This window comes from Dysgonomonas sp. HDW5B, from assembly GCF_011299335.1.
Classification (GTDB): domain Bacteria; phylum Bacteroidota; class Bacteroidia; order Bacteroidales; family Dysgonomonadaceae; genus Dysgonomonas_A.
In genome coordinates, this window is the sequence record NZ_CP049858.1 from 906,718 (window position 1) to 921,473 (window position 14,756).

Here is a 14,756-nt window from a genome sequence, read left to right on the forward strand (position 1 = left end):
ACCTTTTCATTATTACTTGGAATACTTAAATAATAGCAAGTACATCAGACTGACGCATGATCAGAAAATTTTCGCCTTCCAATTCGATTTCAGTACCGGCATATTTACCATAAAGTACCTGATCTCCTGCTTTTAATACCATCTCTTCATCTTTTGTTCCGTTACCTACGGCAACAACTTCGCCTTTCAATGGTTTTTCTTTTGCGGTATCAGGAATAATGATTCCTCCTACAGTTTTTTCTTCTGCCGCAGCTGGCTTAACAAGCACTCTATCTGCTAAAGGTTTAATACTCATAATTCTAGTTTTTTATTATTTGTTTGTTATATTTGATATTGATATTCTCAGTTGTTCTATAGCTAAATCTGTGCCAAAAAGACAAACTGCCAAAAAGACAGAGAGACATTCTATTCAAAACGACAAGATGTCGTTTTACAATAATTAGACATAAATTACTTATATGAAATCTGACCCGATTGCGATTTTCTGGTTCCGAAGAGACTTAAGGCTCGATGATAATGCAGGACTTTTCCATGCTTTAAATAGCGGTTATCGCATTATGCCTGTTTTTATTTTCGATACAGACATTCTTAAACAGTTTAAAACGGCAGAGAATGCACAAGTTGAATTTATTCATCAACAGTTACAAGTCTTACTAAAGGAGTTAAGTATTCACGGAAGTTCGATAGAAATAGGACATTCTACTCCGGAAGCCTTTTTTGAAAAGTTATGCCGGAAATATTCTATAAAAGCAGTTTATACGAATGAAGATTATGAGCTTTCGGCTCGAACGAGAGATCGTAAAATAGAAGAGTTACTAAAAGAAAAAGGCATTACTTTTGAAACATTCAAGGATCAGGTTATCTTCAGTAAAGACGATATTCTGAAAGATGATAAAACCCCTTATACGATTTTCACTCCTTATTCGAAGCGATGGAAACAAAAACTTCGCGCCGAACATTTAGAGTCGTTTGACACTAAAAGCCTCTTCTCGAATTTCTACTCATTCGAAAACGATTACATACCCAGTTTGTCAGACTTAGGCTTTACTAAAAAAAGAGGAGTCAGCTTTCCTTCAGCAGAGGTTAGTAATGAGTTGCTATCTAATTATAGTCAACAGAGAGATTATCCGTCGATAGAAGGTACTTCACGACTAGGTATTCATTTACGATTCGGAACAATCAGCATACGTAAATTAGTAACTCAAGCACAGGCTTTGAACGAAACTTTTCTGAATGAGCTTATTTGGCGCGAGTTTTATCAGGCTATAACCTGGCACTTTCCTCATATCTGTGAGAGCAAAGCTTTTAAACCCAAATTCGACAACATAGTCTGGAGAAATAACGAGACCGAGTTTAAAGCTTGGTGTGACGGAAAAACCGGCTACCCGATTGTTGATGCCGGAATGAGGCAACTGAACGAAACAGGATTTATGCATAACCGCGTACGAATGATTACGGCTTCGTTTCTCATCAAACATTTACTGATCGACTGGAGATGGGGCGAAGCTTACTTTGCCAATAAACTGCTCGACTTTGATTTCGCTTCTAATAATGGAGGATGGCAATGGGCAGCCAGCAGTGGTTGTGATGCTGGTCCGTATTTCAGGATATTCAATCCTCAACTGCAAACCGAGAGATTTGACAAACGTTTGGACTATATCAAAAAATGGATTCCCGGATTTGATCCATTAACTTATATTCCACCGATTGTAAATCATGAATTTGCACGAAAAAGAGTGCTTAAGGTATACGATGATGCTTTAAATAAATAAATGTATCTCTTTACTTCAGGTATCCGACCTATTTATTGCTTTAATAGGGGTAAACCTATGTCTTCACCTATTTGGGACAGACGCATAGGTCTGCCCCTACTAACAAAAATGTCATTAAATACTTTCTTTCACTTATTTATGGGCTAATAAAACTAAGATTACTTAAAATATACATGGTTCACCTTACGAATCAAATACTTTCTATACTTTTGTTGTTAAATTGAGTAAAGGTGAACACTTTATGTTAGTATTCAGTTATAATAGTGCGTATCACCTTTGCCTGTCAGAATAATCAAAAGGTCTGAGACCTTAATATAAAATCATTTATGTACAGAAAAGTATTAGGCTTATTTTTATTTATTTCATCAGCCCTGTGTGCTCAAAACAATACTTATACAATCAAAGGTAGTATTGAGGATAATCAATATAACGGTAAAAAAGTATACCTGCAACAGTTGAATGATACCAGAAATGGCTTCACGAATATTGATAGTACAATTGTTATGGGTAACAGATTTGAATTTACGAAAGCAACTCAAGGTAATGAGCCTGCTTTAAGGTTTATATCAACGGAAGAACCTGTAACCTATGCGCCTGCCTTCTTCTTAGCCGAAGCTGGAGAAATTAGCCTAGCCATCGGTAAACAAAACAAAGTTAAAGGAACTCTCCGCAACAATCGCTTTCAAGATTTCTCTAATTTGCAGGATTCTTTGAACAAACAAATAGAGAGTGTTGTTCAAACCTATTCTCAAATGCTTCAAACTTCAGGAAATCAAGCGAAAATGATGCAAGAAGGGCAAGCTATAATGAAACAATTACAAGAAAGCAGATATGACTTCGCCAAAGAAAATATCAATAATGATTTAGGCGAATTTATTGCTCTTTCATCATTCGAGGTACTCACCCCTGATCAAGTATTAGAGTTGACATCTTTGATGAGACCTGAGTTCAGAAACAGTGATTTGGGACAGCAGGTTATTTCGTATTACGAAGCTCAGAATCTTAAAGTTGCAGGTGGTATGTATAAAGATATCAAATTAAAGGATCCATTAGGTAATGACATTGCATTGTCTGACTATGTAGGTAAAAACAAAGTTGTTCTGATAGATTTCTGGGCATCGTGGTGTGGACCTTGTATCAAAGAAATGCCGTATGTGGTAGATGCTTATAAACAATACAAAGACAAAGGTTTTGAGATTATAGGAATATCTATGGATGAGGATCAGGGCAGATGGTTAGGCACTATAGACCGCTTAGGTATGACATGGCCTCAGATGTCGGATCTTAAAGGATGGAAAAGCGCGGCTGCCAAGTTATATGGCATCGACAGTATTCCATACACTTTGTTACTGGATCAAGACGGAAAAATAATTGACAGTAACCTTAGGGGAACTCAATTGGTAAACAAATTACAAGAGTTATTGGACTAAGGTGATTCAATACTTCAAAATATCTCAACCAACAAAAAAATTAAGAATTTCACAATTTTAAAAATAAAAAACAATTAACATGAAAAGATTCCTATACTTACTGCCTGCCATAGCACTTTTGTTATCAGCATGTTCGCAGAAAAGTCAGCTGAATGGTAAATTTGCAAATGCGGACAACGACGGGAAGCAAGTTTATCTGTTGACGATGAAAGATTTTAATGCTCCTTTTCAACCGGTAGATTCTACTATAGTAAAAGACGGTGCATTTAGCTTCGAACTTAACGACTCTACTGAAGTGGGTGTTGCTTACATCGTAGTTAAGGAAGCCGCTGCGGGAACTCCAAACGGAATACCTTTTGTTTACGAAAAAGGGAATATCGAAATGTATATAGATAGTGTACCTAAAGTAAAAGGAACACCTTTAAATGAAAAGAGTCAGGCATTTTTCGACAAACTGGCAGTCGTTGCTAAAAAGATGGAAACTGCAGATGCGAAGGCCGCTCAAGTTACTGATCCAAACGAACGTCAAGGCTATATAGACGAGATGCAGGGTCTACAAAAGGAAATGAGCACAATCGGATATGATTTCGTTAAAGAGAATATATCCAATAGAATAGGTGAATTTTATTTGGTTTCGTTTATCGACCTTTTTGATGACAATCAGGTTCAAGACTTATTAAAACTAGCAAGTCCTGAATATCAAAAACTGATCAACAACCTGTTAGGTCTGGATGATCAACCTCAAGCACAACAAGGTAGCTTTATTGGTAAAAAATTCATTGATATTACAGGTACAACTCCTGATGGAAAAACAATCTCTATATCCGAATATGCAGGAAAAGGCAAAGTTGTTCTTGTTGACTTTTGGGCTTCTTGGTGTGGACCTTGTATCAAAGAGATGCCTAACGTAGTAGCTGCTTACCAAAAGTACAAAAGCAAAGGCTTCGAAATTGTTGGTATATCTTTAGATGATGATAAGAGCAAGTGGACTGCTGCAATCAAGAACCTGAATATGGCATGGCCTCAAATGTCTGATCTTAAAGGTTGGGAAAGCCAATTGAGTGCTCCATACAATGTAACAAGTATTCCTTACACGGTATTAATCGACAAGGATGGTACAATTGTAGCCGAAAACCTGAGAGGACAAGAACTTGAGAATAAGCTTAGCGAATTATTGAAATAAACGATATTAAGCTCACAGTTCTATTTATTACTTTGGTTAGTGTAATAAATAGAACTGTTTATATTCATACAATATATAATTAATTACTTTTAGTTACTTAATTTATTAATCACGTAATATTAATGAAAAAGATTTCGTCTCTACTCGTTGCAACCATTGTTATATTGATGGCTGCATGCACAGGAAAACCCACACCTAAGGAGTATACTCTTACAGGTAACTTATCAGGTGGTGGATCCGACAGCCTGTTGGTATATTTACAGGCAATAGATGAAAATACAGGAGAATTTGTGTCTGTTGATACTGCAACAGTACAAAACGGAACTTTTGTATTTAAAGGTTTGGCAGAAGACAGTCCTATGCTTCGCTTTATCTCGGCAGAAGGTTTATCTAAACCTGTACTGATTGCAATTGAAAGCGGAAACATTGATGTTTCTTTTGATACAGCATTTGTGGCTACAGTTAAGGGGACTGCTCTGAACGATAAATATCAGGAATTCTCTAATAAGAGAAATAAAATATCGGATGATCTTCGTGCATTATCTAAACTAAGCAAAGATGCTGAAAATGCAGGAACTCTTACGCCTGAATACGAGAAACAATTAGATGATAAATACGACTCCTTGTATAATGGAATGAAAAAAGAAGTGTTTGACTTTACTAAAGCCAATATCACAAATCCTCTTGGAGTATATGTACTTATAGACAGAGGTGTTTCTTTTGATGCTGATCAATTAAAGGAATTATTGCCGGCTCTTGATCCCAAGACTAAAACGAATCCTCGAATTTTAAAATTGGAGAAACGATTGGAAGCTCTTGAAGGAACTGAAATCGGAAAACAATTTGTAGATATAAAAGGAACTACTCCTGAGGGCAAAGAAGTATCATTGTCTGATTATGCAGGAAAAGGGAAGTATGTACTTGTTGATTTCTGGGCATCATGGTGTCCTCCTTGTCGTAAGGAAATGCCTCTGGTAGTAGAAGCGTATAAGAAATATAAGAATAAAGGTTTCGAAATTGTAGGTGTGTCTTTAGACGATGATAAGGCAGCATGGGAGAAAGGGATCAAAGATCTTAATATTACATGGCCTCAAATATCGGATTTGAAAGGATGGAAAACCGAACTTGGTGCAGCTTATGCTGTTAACAGTATTCCTCACACAGTACTTTTAGATAAAGAAGGCAAAATAATAGCCAAAGATCTTAGAGGTGATCAGTTATCTGAAAAACTAGCGGAGTTATTAAAGTAACAAGGAATCAGATTCTAAATACAAAGGCCCTACAGAATGATTTTCTGTAGGGCTTTTTCTTTCCTCTATGTTTCTTTTTTTTATAAGTCCTCAGAGCTTATTGTTATTTATATCCGAAATATAAATTTGTGAGTTATCCGGATTATCAACGTCTTCCATTATAACCTCGACCTCAGGTCTACTTGATACTGAATTAATATAAAAACGAAGATTCGAAATCTGAGGGTTATTGATTTCTCCCCTCCTCAACAGACTATCTCTTACTGCATCCAACTGATCGAATGAAGGAAATATCTGATGAGAAAACAACACTCCTAAAGAGTCCGCAGAATTCAGTTGATAAGAATCAAATTTATCGGTGGTCATATTATAGAGGTATTTATACACACCTTTACTTGGTTGAGATACGATTATATATACCGATGCCTGATTCTGTTCTACTTTATTATCGGGATATATTACAAAACTAGCTCCAATATCAAAGAAAGATGCTGAAGAATCTTTTACCAGCTTATTTTGTTTTAGAAGTTTTTCATACGCTACGGTAAGCTCTTTACCTGTGGGCATTTCATCATAAACATTATTATTCTTACATGATATCAACAGGATGATAAACAAAGAGAAAACTGCTGCAAATATTGTATTTTTCCTTTTCATTGTAATAGCTTTAATTTATTGCTTTGTAACGTGATCCGAACGGAAAATAACCTGCTTTTTTTCTTAATTTTAGTTTTCTGAAAAGATTCAATGGCTTCTTTTTTATTTTGCCCTTATAGTTTGCTGCAAAATCATCCACAGCATCAAGTATCCTCACTGATGCTTTTCCATCTCGAAATGGATGAACCTGATCCATAAATTGCTTGATATTCTCCATTAAATCAGCAGGATGCTGAAGTGCTTTCTCAATGGTCTCACCTAATATGTCAGGATTATCAATATCCAGAAGATGATTAGCCGGAAATGTATTCTTATATGTAACAACAGGTTTGTAGAACCATAAAAATTCGTAGATAACAGACGATGTATCACTTAGCATAACATCTGCTTTCTGATACAAAGGCAGTTTGTCTTCTGTATCACAAAAAGTTACATTGCTATATGTTTCAGCTAAACCTCTGTATTTATCGCTTGTCTCTTTATCCATTTTAGGATGAAAGGAAAAAAACCAATTCCAATTCTTTTGCTGGATAAGAGAGACTATCTGGGGATAAAGATCCTCCGTTGAATTTAATTTCTTAGTAAAAGTCGGAGCATATATAATATTTACCGCATTGTCTACATCATCCGATTTAGGTATTGTATAACTGTCGAATTTACTCCAACCCGTTTCGTATACCTTGAAGAAACGATGTTTAGCTTCCAACTCTTTGAAAGTGGGTGTAAACAAGCCACTTGTAGTGCAATAAATATCAAAGAAGCCTCGAATTTTATAATGATCTCCATAATCGGTTCGCTTATAATATAACCCGTGAAAAACTTCAACTTTTATTCCGGGAAAGAAATCATAAATATAATTACCCGGTGCAAAAATTGCATAAGGATTATAATCCATCACATCTTTTATTGTCTTCAGCTGTTTTTCATTCTCTCTAAGGAACAGAGGGGATGAGTCTTCAATATACCATGCTACATCATCGCCTCTTCTCCATATTTCTTCTTGAATAGGGCGAAGAATAGAATAGGCATAAGAATGAGAAACAAAAAGCAAATATTTTTTCATCAAATGTGGCTCTTAAGCTTTCATATTATACAACAAAGATATACTTTTAGCTGAAAATATGAGAATAGTCTCATGAGCTAAGGTATCAGTACTTTTTATTGATTGGATAAGTATTAAATTTATTGCTTTGGCAAGCAAAACAGCGACAGGTTGTTATGCTTTTAAAATGAGTCATTAAATATTTTCTTTTACTTAAAACAACAATCAGTTATCATATAAAACATAACAATAAATAATTAAAGTTACTTATCATATATCTGATCTCCGAAATTCAAACAAGGTCTACGACCTTCATTATACATATATACGAACACTTTTATGACAGAAAAAGAGCCTTACTACGGTGATTTGAAAAAAACTGAAATTTTGACAGAATTATTTAAAGTAAAGGGAGAATTACGAGACGAGGTATGGAGAGAAACATTTCTGGCAAATGTCGCCAATGCCAGTTTTGTATGCAGCGACCCTCAGGTAATCAGCGGTCCTGATGGCTTTCCTTATTTTGTACTAAATACACCTGAACCGAATAAACCTTTTCAATGCTATGTAATCAATAATATGATTCATGATTTTCTTTTAGAGCAGGGATTAGGTGTTGTTATAAATCCGGAAAAAGGAAATCCTGACTGGGTATTTTCTTATGGAGATATTGTGAATTTTCACCTCAGAAATGAATTTTACACACAATCCAACAACTGGGATATGCAGAAAGCCGATGAAGTTCTAGAAAGCGAAGAAAAGGTATTGGTAGGACAACCTTCAGAATATATTATACCTGAGCATACCAGAAGGATTCTACGCCTGTTTTTTGAGAGTCTTCAAATCAATGATGCTAAAATAGCTTTATTAAACCGACCTAAGGGAGAAGAGTTTTCTCAGCAACTGGTCTTCAATCTTACTCCCGATAAGTTTAAAGATAGAGAACAATTTAACGGAATTATGGGATATGTTTCGTGGTTCTTACCCAAACATTATTCATATGCTTCGATGAATGAATCGACTCTTGGAGAAAACTTCTTACCTATATAAGAAACTAAAGCCTCAGACCTATTTATTGTCCATCCGAGTATAACAGCGATTGGCGGTTACAGCTTTAAAATACGACATTAAATATTTACTGTTACTTATAAAAATATAATGCCCCAAGCTATCACAGCTTAGGGCATTTAATGATCAACTAAAAAACTATCAATAGAAATGATTCACTATAAACTGAATATGACGTTTGTTTCTTTTTTTCTTTTGCAATAACGTCTGCATTGCTCACTTACACTATACCCCAGCAAAGTACCGATCATAAAATCTTCCTCTGCCGATAGTTGGTCTAAAGATTTATCTTTACATAGCTTGTCCACTACAACCAGACACTCTTTCTTGCAAAAAAAGACATTAATATTCCCGTTTTTCAATTTTTGTATCATATAACTAATCTCATTTCTTTCGAGCTTAGCTTTTACCTTTTCCTCCAGTTTCCCGGAAAGTGTACAGAGTACCATGTCTCTGACTCCTTTTTTGAATTCGTAAATATGATGATTGAAAACTAGCATAATGGAGAATTCTAATGTAAGAAACTTATATTAAAGTCGTAAACCTTTTAAATTACTTTTCTTAAATCTTCTAACCACAAAGCAACACGTTGATCTGTGAGATTCGATTCATTATCCTCATCGATAAGTAATCCGATAAATTGTCCGTCAACGATTGCTTCCGAGCTGTCGAATGTGTATCCTTCGATAGATACTCTACCTATTATCTCACAGCCTTTATTTTTTATTACTTCGTAAATTTTCCCTAAAGCATCACCAAAAGTATCGCTGTATGAAGAAGAGTCTCCACAACCGAATAAAGCGACTTTCTTACCGTTAAGATCTGCATTTTTGACATCGTCGATATAAGATTCCCAATCGTCCTGAAAGTCTCCCATCCCCATTGTTGATGTTCCGAACAGAACCACATCATAAGCACTAAAGTCTGCCGAAGCCGATGCTACATCATATACATCTGCTGATGCTACATCCAATGCTTTTGCTAAACGTTCTGCTAAATCTTGAGTGTTACCGGTTGTAGAACCATAGTATATGCCTATCTTTGCCATGTCTTTATTCTTTTGTATTTAGAATTAATTGTATTGATTTTGAATAATACAAAGAAAGCAGGGTTTTAAGGTATACACAATACCTTGAAATAGGGATATTTTGATAATTTACTCATTATAAGTAGTTATATGATATGAGTTATACCAATCAATAATTACTTTGTTTTGTTTAAATGTTTAATTAAATTGCCTTTTTCTACGCGCAATCAGAGATTACTTGTATTCCTTTTGCCCAAATCCGCAAAAGGAATCAAAAAGGCTTTGTGCTGCGTAGCTCGCCTGGCTGACTTTAGCTTGTAGGCTAAACTAAACTTATTGCCTGTCGGCACGTTTAGTTTTACGCCTACTTCGCTTGTCAGCCAACGGCTTTGCCTCTGATGCACTGGGGCTGACGCACGCAAATGGCTTTTGTCCGTCAGGCTTCCTGACCTTGCCGGTTGCACGGGGTACCCGCAGGGTGAAAAAAGCGTTAAGAAACAAAAGGATATTATCGTTAAATGTTTTTCTTTTGTTTTAGCTTTCGAGTCCGTAGCGGGTCGGGCAAAGAGGTTCAGTCTTGATCTTTTGTTTCGTTTTACATCAAGGCAAAATGAAAAACAAACCCAAAGGGTGCGTTAGTAAAACAGAACAATTATACTCAACTACGATTAGAATATAAATTCTTAAGGCTAATTTATCTATAAAAGAAAGTATTATGACTGAATTTAAAGCCACCAAGACAATCAAACCAACTGGTAATTCTTTTGTTGAAACAACCGAAAAAGTGACATAAGAAAAAGCCGAAAAAAGTTGTCACTTTTGTAATGTTTTTTTTCGCTATTCACTAAATATCAAACCTTTAAGAAAATACAAAAATTGCATCAATTTAAGTAATTTGTAAGGCATTTTTGTCATCTTTTGTAATTCTTTTGTCACTTCAAATATGTAAATTCGATATGACCATTAACAAGCTAATATCATCGGCTCTGAATATTAGAGAGAGCCAAATAGAAAAAACGATAGCCTTACTGAACGATGGAGCTACTATTCCGTTTATCAGCCGTTACCGAAAGGAAGCTACCGGAGGTTTAGACGAGGTTCAGATTGCCAACATCAAAGAACAATACGATAAACTGATCGAACTCACCAAACGGAAAGAAACTATCTTAAAAACAATTGAAGAACAGGAAAAACTAACACCCGAACTGAAATCGAGAATAGAAAACTGCTGGAATTCAACTGAACTCGAAGATATTTACCTTCCCTACAAACCCAAACGACAAACTCGTGCTGAAATAGCCCGTAAGAAAGGGTTGGAGGGATTAGCTCAAGCCTTGATGCTACAACAAAAATTTGATGTAGAGTCGAAAGCTCTTGCTTTTGTAAAAGGTGATGTACAAGATACCAAAGAAGCCATCAATGGAGCTTGCGATATAATTGCAGAATGGGTAAGTGAAGACGAAGCTGCTCGTAACACCATCCGTAATCTTTTTCAGAGGGAGGCATTTATCACCTCTAAGGTAGTTAAAGGAAAAGAAGCCGAAGGTGATAAATACAGAGATTATTTCGATATGGAAGAACGATTGAGTCGTTGCTCTTCTCACCGCATTCTTGCCATGAGACGTGGCGAAGCCGAAGGCTTTTTACGTATCAATATTGCTCCCATAGAAGAAGATGCTTTGGAGCGCCTCAACCGTAAATTTGTAAAGGGTGTAACCGAAGCATCGGAATATGTAGAATTGGCAGTAAAAGATGCTTACAAGCGATTATTGAAGCCATCGATAGAAACTGAGTTTGCAACCATGTCAAAAGACATTGCCGACGAAGAAGCAATACGTGTATTTGTTGAAAACCTAAGACAATTACTTCTTGCAGCTCCTCTGGGGCAAAAGCGTGTATTGGGTATAGATCCCGGATATAGAACGGGCTGTAAAGTCGTTTGTCTGGATGCACAGGGAAATTTACTTCATAACGAAACCATATATCCTCACCCACCTCAAAACGAATCGTCTAAAGCAGCCGGTAAGATTTCTAAAATGGTATCTACCTACAAAATAGATGCTATTGCCATAGGGAATGGAACCGCCAGTCGTGAAACGGAACATTTCATTACAAATACCCGATACGAGAAAGAAGTGCAAGTATTTGTTGTTAGTGAAAATGGAGCATCTATCTATTCTGCATCAAAAATTGCAAGGGAAGAATTTCCCGAATACGATGTAACGGTGCGTGGAGCTATTTCCATCGGTCGCCGTTTGATGGATCCTTTAGCTGAATTGGTGAAAATAGATCCAAAATCAATTGGTGTTGGTCAATATCAACACGATGTAGACCAATCGAAATTAAAAAAATCGCTTGACCTAACTGTCGAAAGCTGCGTAAATATGGTCGGGGTAAATGTAAATACGGCAAGTAAGCATTTGCTTACTTATATATCGGGATTAGGTCCTACCCTAGCCCAAAATATTGTAAATTACAGAGCCGAAAACGGTGCATTCAAAACACGGAGACAATTATTGAAGGTTCCCCGAATGGGTGAAAAAGCTTTTGAGCAATGTGCCGGATTCTTACGCATTGCGGATGGTGAAAATCCTCTCGATAATTCGGCTGTACACCCCGAAAGTTATGTTGTTGTGGAAGCGATGGCTAAAGATTTAGGTTGTAGTGTAAAAGAGCTGATCGAAAATAAAGAACTGAAAAAGAACCTCAATCTGAATAAATACGTGAATGACAAAGTAGGACTACCTACTCTGAACGATATTATAGAGGAACTCGACAAACCCGGACGTGATCCCCGAAAAAGTATTCAGGCGTTTGAGTTTGACCCGACAATTAAATCCATTGCTGATTTAAGAGAAGGAATGATTTTACCCGGTATTGTAACTAATGTTACTAATTTCGGCTGCTTTGTAGATGTCGGCATTAAGGAGAATGGATTAGTACACATTTCTGAATTGGCTGATCGATTTGTTTCTGATCCTACAGAGATTGTATCGCTGCACCAATACGTTCAGGTGAAAGTAATCTCGGTTGATGCAGATAGAAAACGAGTAGCTTTATCGATGAAAGGACTTCAATAAAGAAATAAAAACTTAACTTTGACGTTATAAACCTTATAATATTACAATATAAAATACATCAGAATGAAACCTACATTATTTGTGCTTGCTGCCGGTATGGGCAGCCGTTACGGTGGTCTTAAACAATTGGACGGATTGGGTCCAAGTGGCGAAACAATCATGGATTATTCGATCTATGACGCGGTAAAAAGCGGATTCGGCAAACTGGTATTTGTTATCCGTAAATCTTTCGAAAAAGAGTTCGTAGACAAAGTTGCATCTAAATACAACAAACATATTCCCGTTGAAATCGTATTTCAAGAACTCGACAATCTTCCTGAAGGCTTCACTGTTAGCCCTGAGCGTGTTAAACCTTGGGGTACTAATCACGCAGTGTTGATGGGTAAAGATGTTATTAAAGAGCCTTTTGCTGTAATCAATGCCGATGATTTTTACGGTCGTGATGGTTTTGAAACTCTTGCCAAATTCCTTACAAATCTCGAAGGAAGCAAAAATCATTACTGCATGGTAGGATATCGTTTATGCAATACACTTTCGGAAAGCGGATCAGTTGCACGCGGCGTTTGTGAAAGTGATGACAAAGGTTTCTTGACTACTGTTACCGAACGTACTCACATTGAGCGTAAAGACGGTAAAATCCAATATAAAGAGGGTGAAAACGAATGGCATGTACTGGAAGAAAATACTCCTGTATCTATGAATATGTGGGGATTTACTCCTGAGTACTTCCAATATTCGGAAGACTTCTTTGTGGACTTCTTGAAGAAGAATCAGGATAACCTGAAATCCGAATACTTCATACCGCTTATGGTAGATCATTTGATCAAGAACAAAACTGCTGATGTAAAAGTATTAGATACTACTTCGAAATGGTTTGGTGTAACATATGCCGAAGATCGTCAATCTGTTGTAGACAAACTTCAGGCGTTAGCTGATAGCGGTGAATACCCTACTCCACTTTGGAAATAAGAGATATTTATATAAAAAGAAAAGAGAGGTTTTCACCTCTCTTTTTTTTATTGTTGATCTTGTTAATCTTGTTGTTCTTCTCTATTTCTCTTATCGTATTTTTTACCTGCGAACAGATCGTACCTGCGAAATTCACATTCCAAAGAACCATTTATCAGTGGAATCTTTTTGGAGGGTCTTAGTCCTATTTTATCGAAGCAGTCTTTGCGATAACTCAATATCCATGCGGTATATCCGGTAAATACGTGCTTCAATCGCTCCCCGATCATTTCATACATCCCGAACAGGTCATTCGATTTGATACGCTCTCCATAAGGAGGATTGGTTATCAGAATCCCTTTTTCGGAAGGAGCTTCTTTATATTGCTGAAAAGGCATCGCCTTAAGCTCTATGTATTTGGCTACTCCTGCACTTTTCACATTTTCGGTTGAAATAGCAATCGCACTTTTCAAAATGTCCGAGCCGTAGATTTTATGTTTAAATTCTCTCTCGTTGCTATCATCCTGATAAATTGTATCGAAAAGGTCTTGATTAAAATCAGGCCATTTTTCGAAAGCAAAACCGGGACGATATATACCGGGAGGAATATTCATGGCAATCATGGCAGCTTCGATAAGTAAAGTTCCTGATCCACACATGGGATCAACAAAATCACATTCGCCTCTCCATCCTGTCTTTAAAATCATTCCTGCAGCCAGCACTTCATTCAAGGGAGCTTCGGTTTGAGCTATACGGTATCCTCTTTTGTGTAACGATTCTCCAGAGCTGTCCAATGATACTGTACATTGATTTTCCGAGATATGTACATTAACAAATATATCGGGATTGGTAATACTTACCGATGGGCGTTTACCTGTTTTTGCCAGAAAATAATCAGCAATCGCATCCTTCGAGCGATAAGCCACAAATTTAGAATGTGTAAACAACGACGAGTAAACCACTTCATCTATTACGAAGGTGTTTTTCTCGGACATATACTCATCCCATTTAAATTTCTTTATTTCTTCATATACCTCGTCGGCATCTTTTGCTTTGAACTTGAACAAAGGCTTCAATATTCGCAAAGCTGTACGACAATGTATATTTGCCTTGTACATTAACATCTGATCGCCTGTAAACGAAACCATTCGCCGCCCGATCTGAAGATTATCAGCTCCTAAAGCGGTTAATTCTTCGGCCAAGACTTCTTCGAGCCCCGACATTGTTTTAGCAACCATCTCAAAAGTATTCCTACTCATCTAATTCTATTTCTATTTTTAAGTAACTTCAATTATTTAA

Annotated in this window: 12 protein-coding genes and 1 pseudogene; 7 read left to right on the plus strand and 6 right to left on the minus strand. The window is 36.6% G+C overall.

Annotated elements, in window-relative coordinates; all coding sequences use genetic code 11:
- Positions 1-25: 25 nt before the first annotated feature.
- A complete protein-coding gene (locus G7051_RS03625; protein ID WP_110310987.1) occupies positions 26-295 on the minus strand; it encodes a co-chaperone GroES in 270 nt (89 codons plus the stop codon).
- A gap of 163 nt (positions 296-458) precedes the next feature.
- On the opposite strand from G7051_RS03625, the gene G7051_RS03630 reads away from it, so the two are divergent.
- The 4 genes from G7051_RS03630 (at position 459) to G7051_RS03645 (ending at position 5,635) form a co-directional block, all read left to right on the plus strand.
- Entirely contained in the window at positions 459-1,772 is a 1,314-nt protein-coding gene (locus tag G7051_RS03630; RefSeq protein ID WP_166198615.1) for a deoxyribodipyrimidine photo-lyase, read from the plus strand.
- 326 nt (positions 1,773-2,098) lie between these two features.
- Entirely contained in the window at positions 2,099-3,202 is a 1,104-nt protein-coding gene (locus tag G7051_RS03635) for a TlpA disulfide reductase family protein (protein ID WP_166198616.1), read from the plus strand.
- 79 nt (positions 3,203-3,281) lie between these two features.
- On the plus strand, positions 3,282-4,385 hold the full coding sequence (locus G7051_RS03640; RefSeq protein ID WP_166111257.1) for a TlpA disulfide reductase family protein: 1,104 nt from the start codon (positions 3,282-3,284) through the stop codon (positions 4,383-4,385).
- A 122-nt stretch (positions 4,386-4,507) separates the two neighbouring features.
- On the plus strand, positions 4,508-5,635 hold the full coding sequence (locus G7051_RS03645) for a TlpA disulfide reductase family protein (RefSeq protein ID WP_166198618.1): 1,128 nt from the start codon (positions 4,508-4,510) through the stop codon (positions 5,633-5,635).
- 90 nt (positions 5,636-5,725) lie between these two features.
- On the opposite strand, the gene G7051_RS03650 is transcribed toward G7051_RS03645, so the two are convergent.
- On the minus strand, positions 5,726-6,292 hold the full coding sequence (locus G7051_RS03650; RefSeq protein WP_166198619.1) for a hypothetical protein: 567 nt from the start codon (positions 6,290-6,292) through the stop codon (positions 5,726-5,728).
- A 10-nt stretch (positions 6,293-6,302) separates the two neighbouring features.
- Entirely contained in the window at positions 6,303-7,355 is a 1,053-nt protein-coding gene (locus G7051_RS03655) for a CDP-glycerol glycerophosphotransferase family protein (protein WP_221412924.1), read from the minus strand.
- 318 nt (positions 7,356-7,673) lie between these two features.
- Here G7051_RS03655 and G7051_RS03660 point away from each other — a divergent pair, with 318 nt between their 5' ends.
- On the plus strand, positions 7,674-8,384 hold the full coding sequence (locus tag G7051_RS03660; RefSeq protein WP_166198622.1) for a hypothetical protein: 711 nt from the start codon (positions 7,674-7,676) through the stop codon (positions 8,382-8,384).
- Between the two features lie 176 nt (positions 8,385-8,560).
- Here G7051_RS03660 and G7051_RS03665 read toward each other — a convergent pair whose 3' ends face one another.
- Together G7051_RS03665 and fldA are read right to left on the minus strand one after the other, a co-directional pair.
- Positions 8,561-8,902 carry a DUF2023 family protein gene (locus G7051_RS03665; RefSeq protein WP_166198624.1) on the minus strand — a complete coding sequence of 114 codons (342 nt, stop codon included), beginning with the start codon at positions 8,900-8,902 and terminating at the stop codon, positions 8,561-8,563.
- Positions 8,903-8,949: 47 nt separating this feature from the next.
- Positions 8,950-9,450, minus strand: a complete 501-nt coding sequence (fldA, locus tag G7051_RS03670) for a flavodoxin FldA (RefSeq protein WP_166198625.1) — start codon at positions 9,448-9,450, stop codon at positions 8,950-8,952.
- A gap of 935 nt (positions 9,451-10,385) precedes the next feature.
- On the opposite strand from fldA, the gene G7051_RS03675 reads away from it, so the two are divergent.
- Entirely contained in the window at positions 10,386-12,509 is a 2,124-nt protein-coding gene (locus tag G7051_RS03675; protein ID WP_166198627.1) for a Tex family protein, read from the plus strand.
- A gap of 63 nt (positions 12,510-12,572) precedes the next feature.
- Positions 12,573-13,478 carry a sugar phosphate nucleotidyltransferase gene (locus tag G7051_RS03680; protein ID WP_166111290.1) on the plus strand — a complete coding sequence of 302 codons (906 nt, stop codon included), beginning with the start codon at positions 12,573-12,575 and terminating at the stop codon, positions 13,476-13,478.
- Positions 13,479-13,570: 92 nt separating this feature from the next.
- On the opposite strand, the pseudogene G7051_RS03685 reads toward G7051_RS03680, so the two are convergent.
- Positions 13,571-14,695 (minus strand): annotated as a pseudogene (locus G7051_RS03685) (class I SAM-dependent RNA methyltransferase); the annotation flags it as partial.
- Positions 14,696-14,756: the final 61 nt, after the last annotated feature.

Coding starts and splice junctions, on each gene's coding strand:
- G7051_RS03625 (WP_110310987.1), bottom strand. CDS start 295: ATGAGTATTAAACCTTTAGCAGATAGAGTGCTTGTTAAGCCAGCTGCG.
- G7051_RS03630 (WP_166198615.1), top strand. CDS start 459: ATGAAATCTGACCCGATTGCGATTTTCTGGTTCCGAAGAGACTTAAGG.
- G7051_RS03635 (WP_166198616.1), top strand. CDS start 2,099: ATGTACAGAAAAGTATTAGGCTTATTTTTATTTATTTCATCAGCCCTG.
- G7051_RS03640 (WP_166111257.1), top strand. CDS start 3,282: ATGAAAAGATTCCTATACTTACTGCCTGCCATAGCACTTTTGTTATCA.
- G7051_RS03645 (WP_166198618.1), top strand. CDS start 4,508: ATGAAAAAGATTTCGTCTCTACTCGTTGCAACCATTGTTATATTGATG.
- G7051_RS03650 (WP_166198619.1), bottom strand. CDS start 6,292: ATGAAAAGGAAAAATACAATATTTGCAGCAGTTTTCTCTTTGTTTATC.
- G7051_RS03655 (WP_221412924.1), bottom strand. CDS start 7,355: ATGAAAAAATATTTGCTTTTTGTTTCTCATTCTTATGCCTATTCTATT.
- G7051_RS03660 (WP_166198622.1), top strand. CDS start 7,674: ATGACAGAAAAAGAGCCTTACTACGGTGATTTGAAAAAAACTGAAATT.
- G7051_RS03665 (WP_166198624.1), bottom strand. CDS start 8,902: ATGCTAGTTTTCAATCATCATATTTACGAATTCAAAAAAGGAGTCAGA.
- fldA (WP_166198625.1), bottom strand. CDS start 9,450: ATGGCAAAGATAGGCATATACTATGGTTCTACAACCGGTAACACTCAA.
- G7051_RS03675 (WP_166198627.1), top strand. CDS start 10,386: ATGACCATTAACAAGCTAATATCATCGGCTCTGAATATTAGAGAGAGC.
- G7051_RS03680 (WP_166111290.1), top strand. CDS start 12,573: ATGAAACCTACATTATTTGTGCTTGCTGCCGGTATGGGCAGCCGTTAC.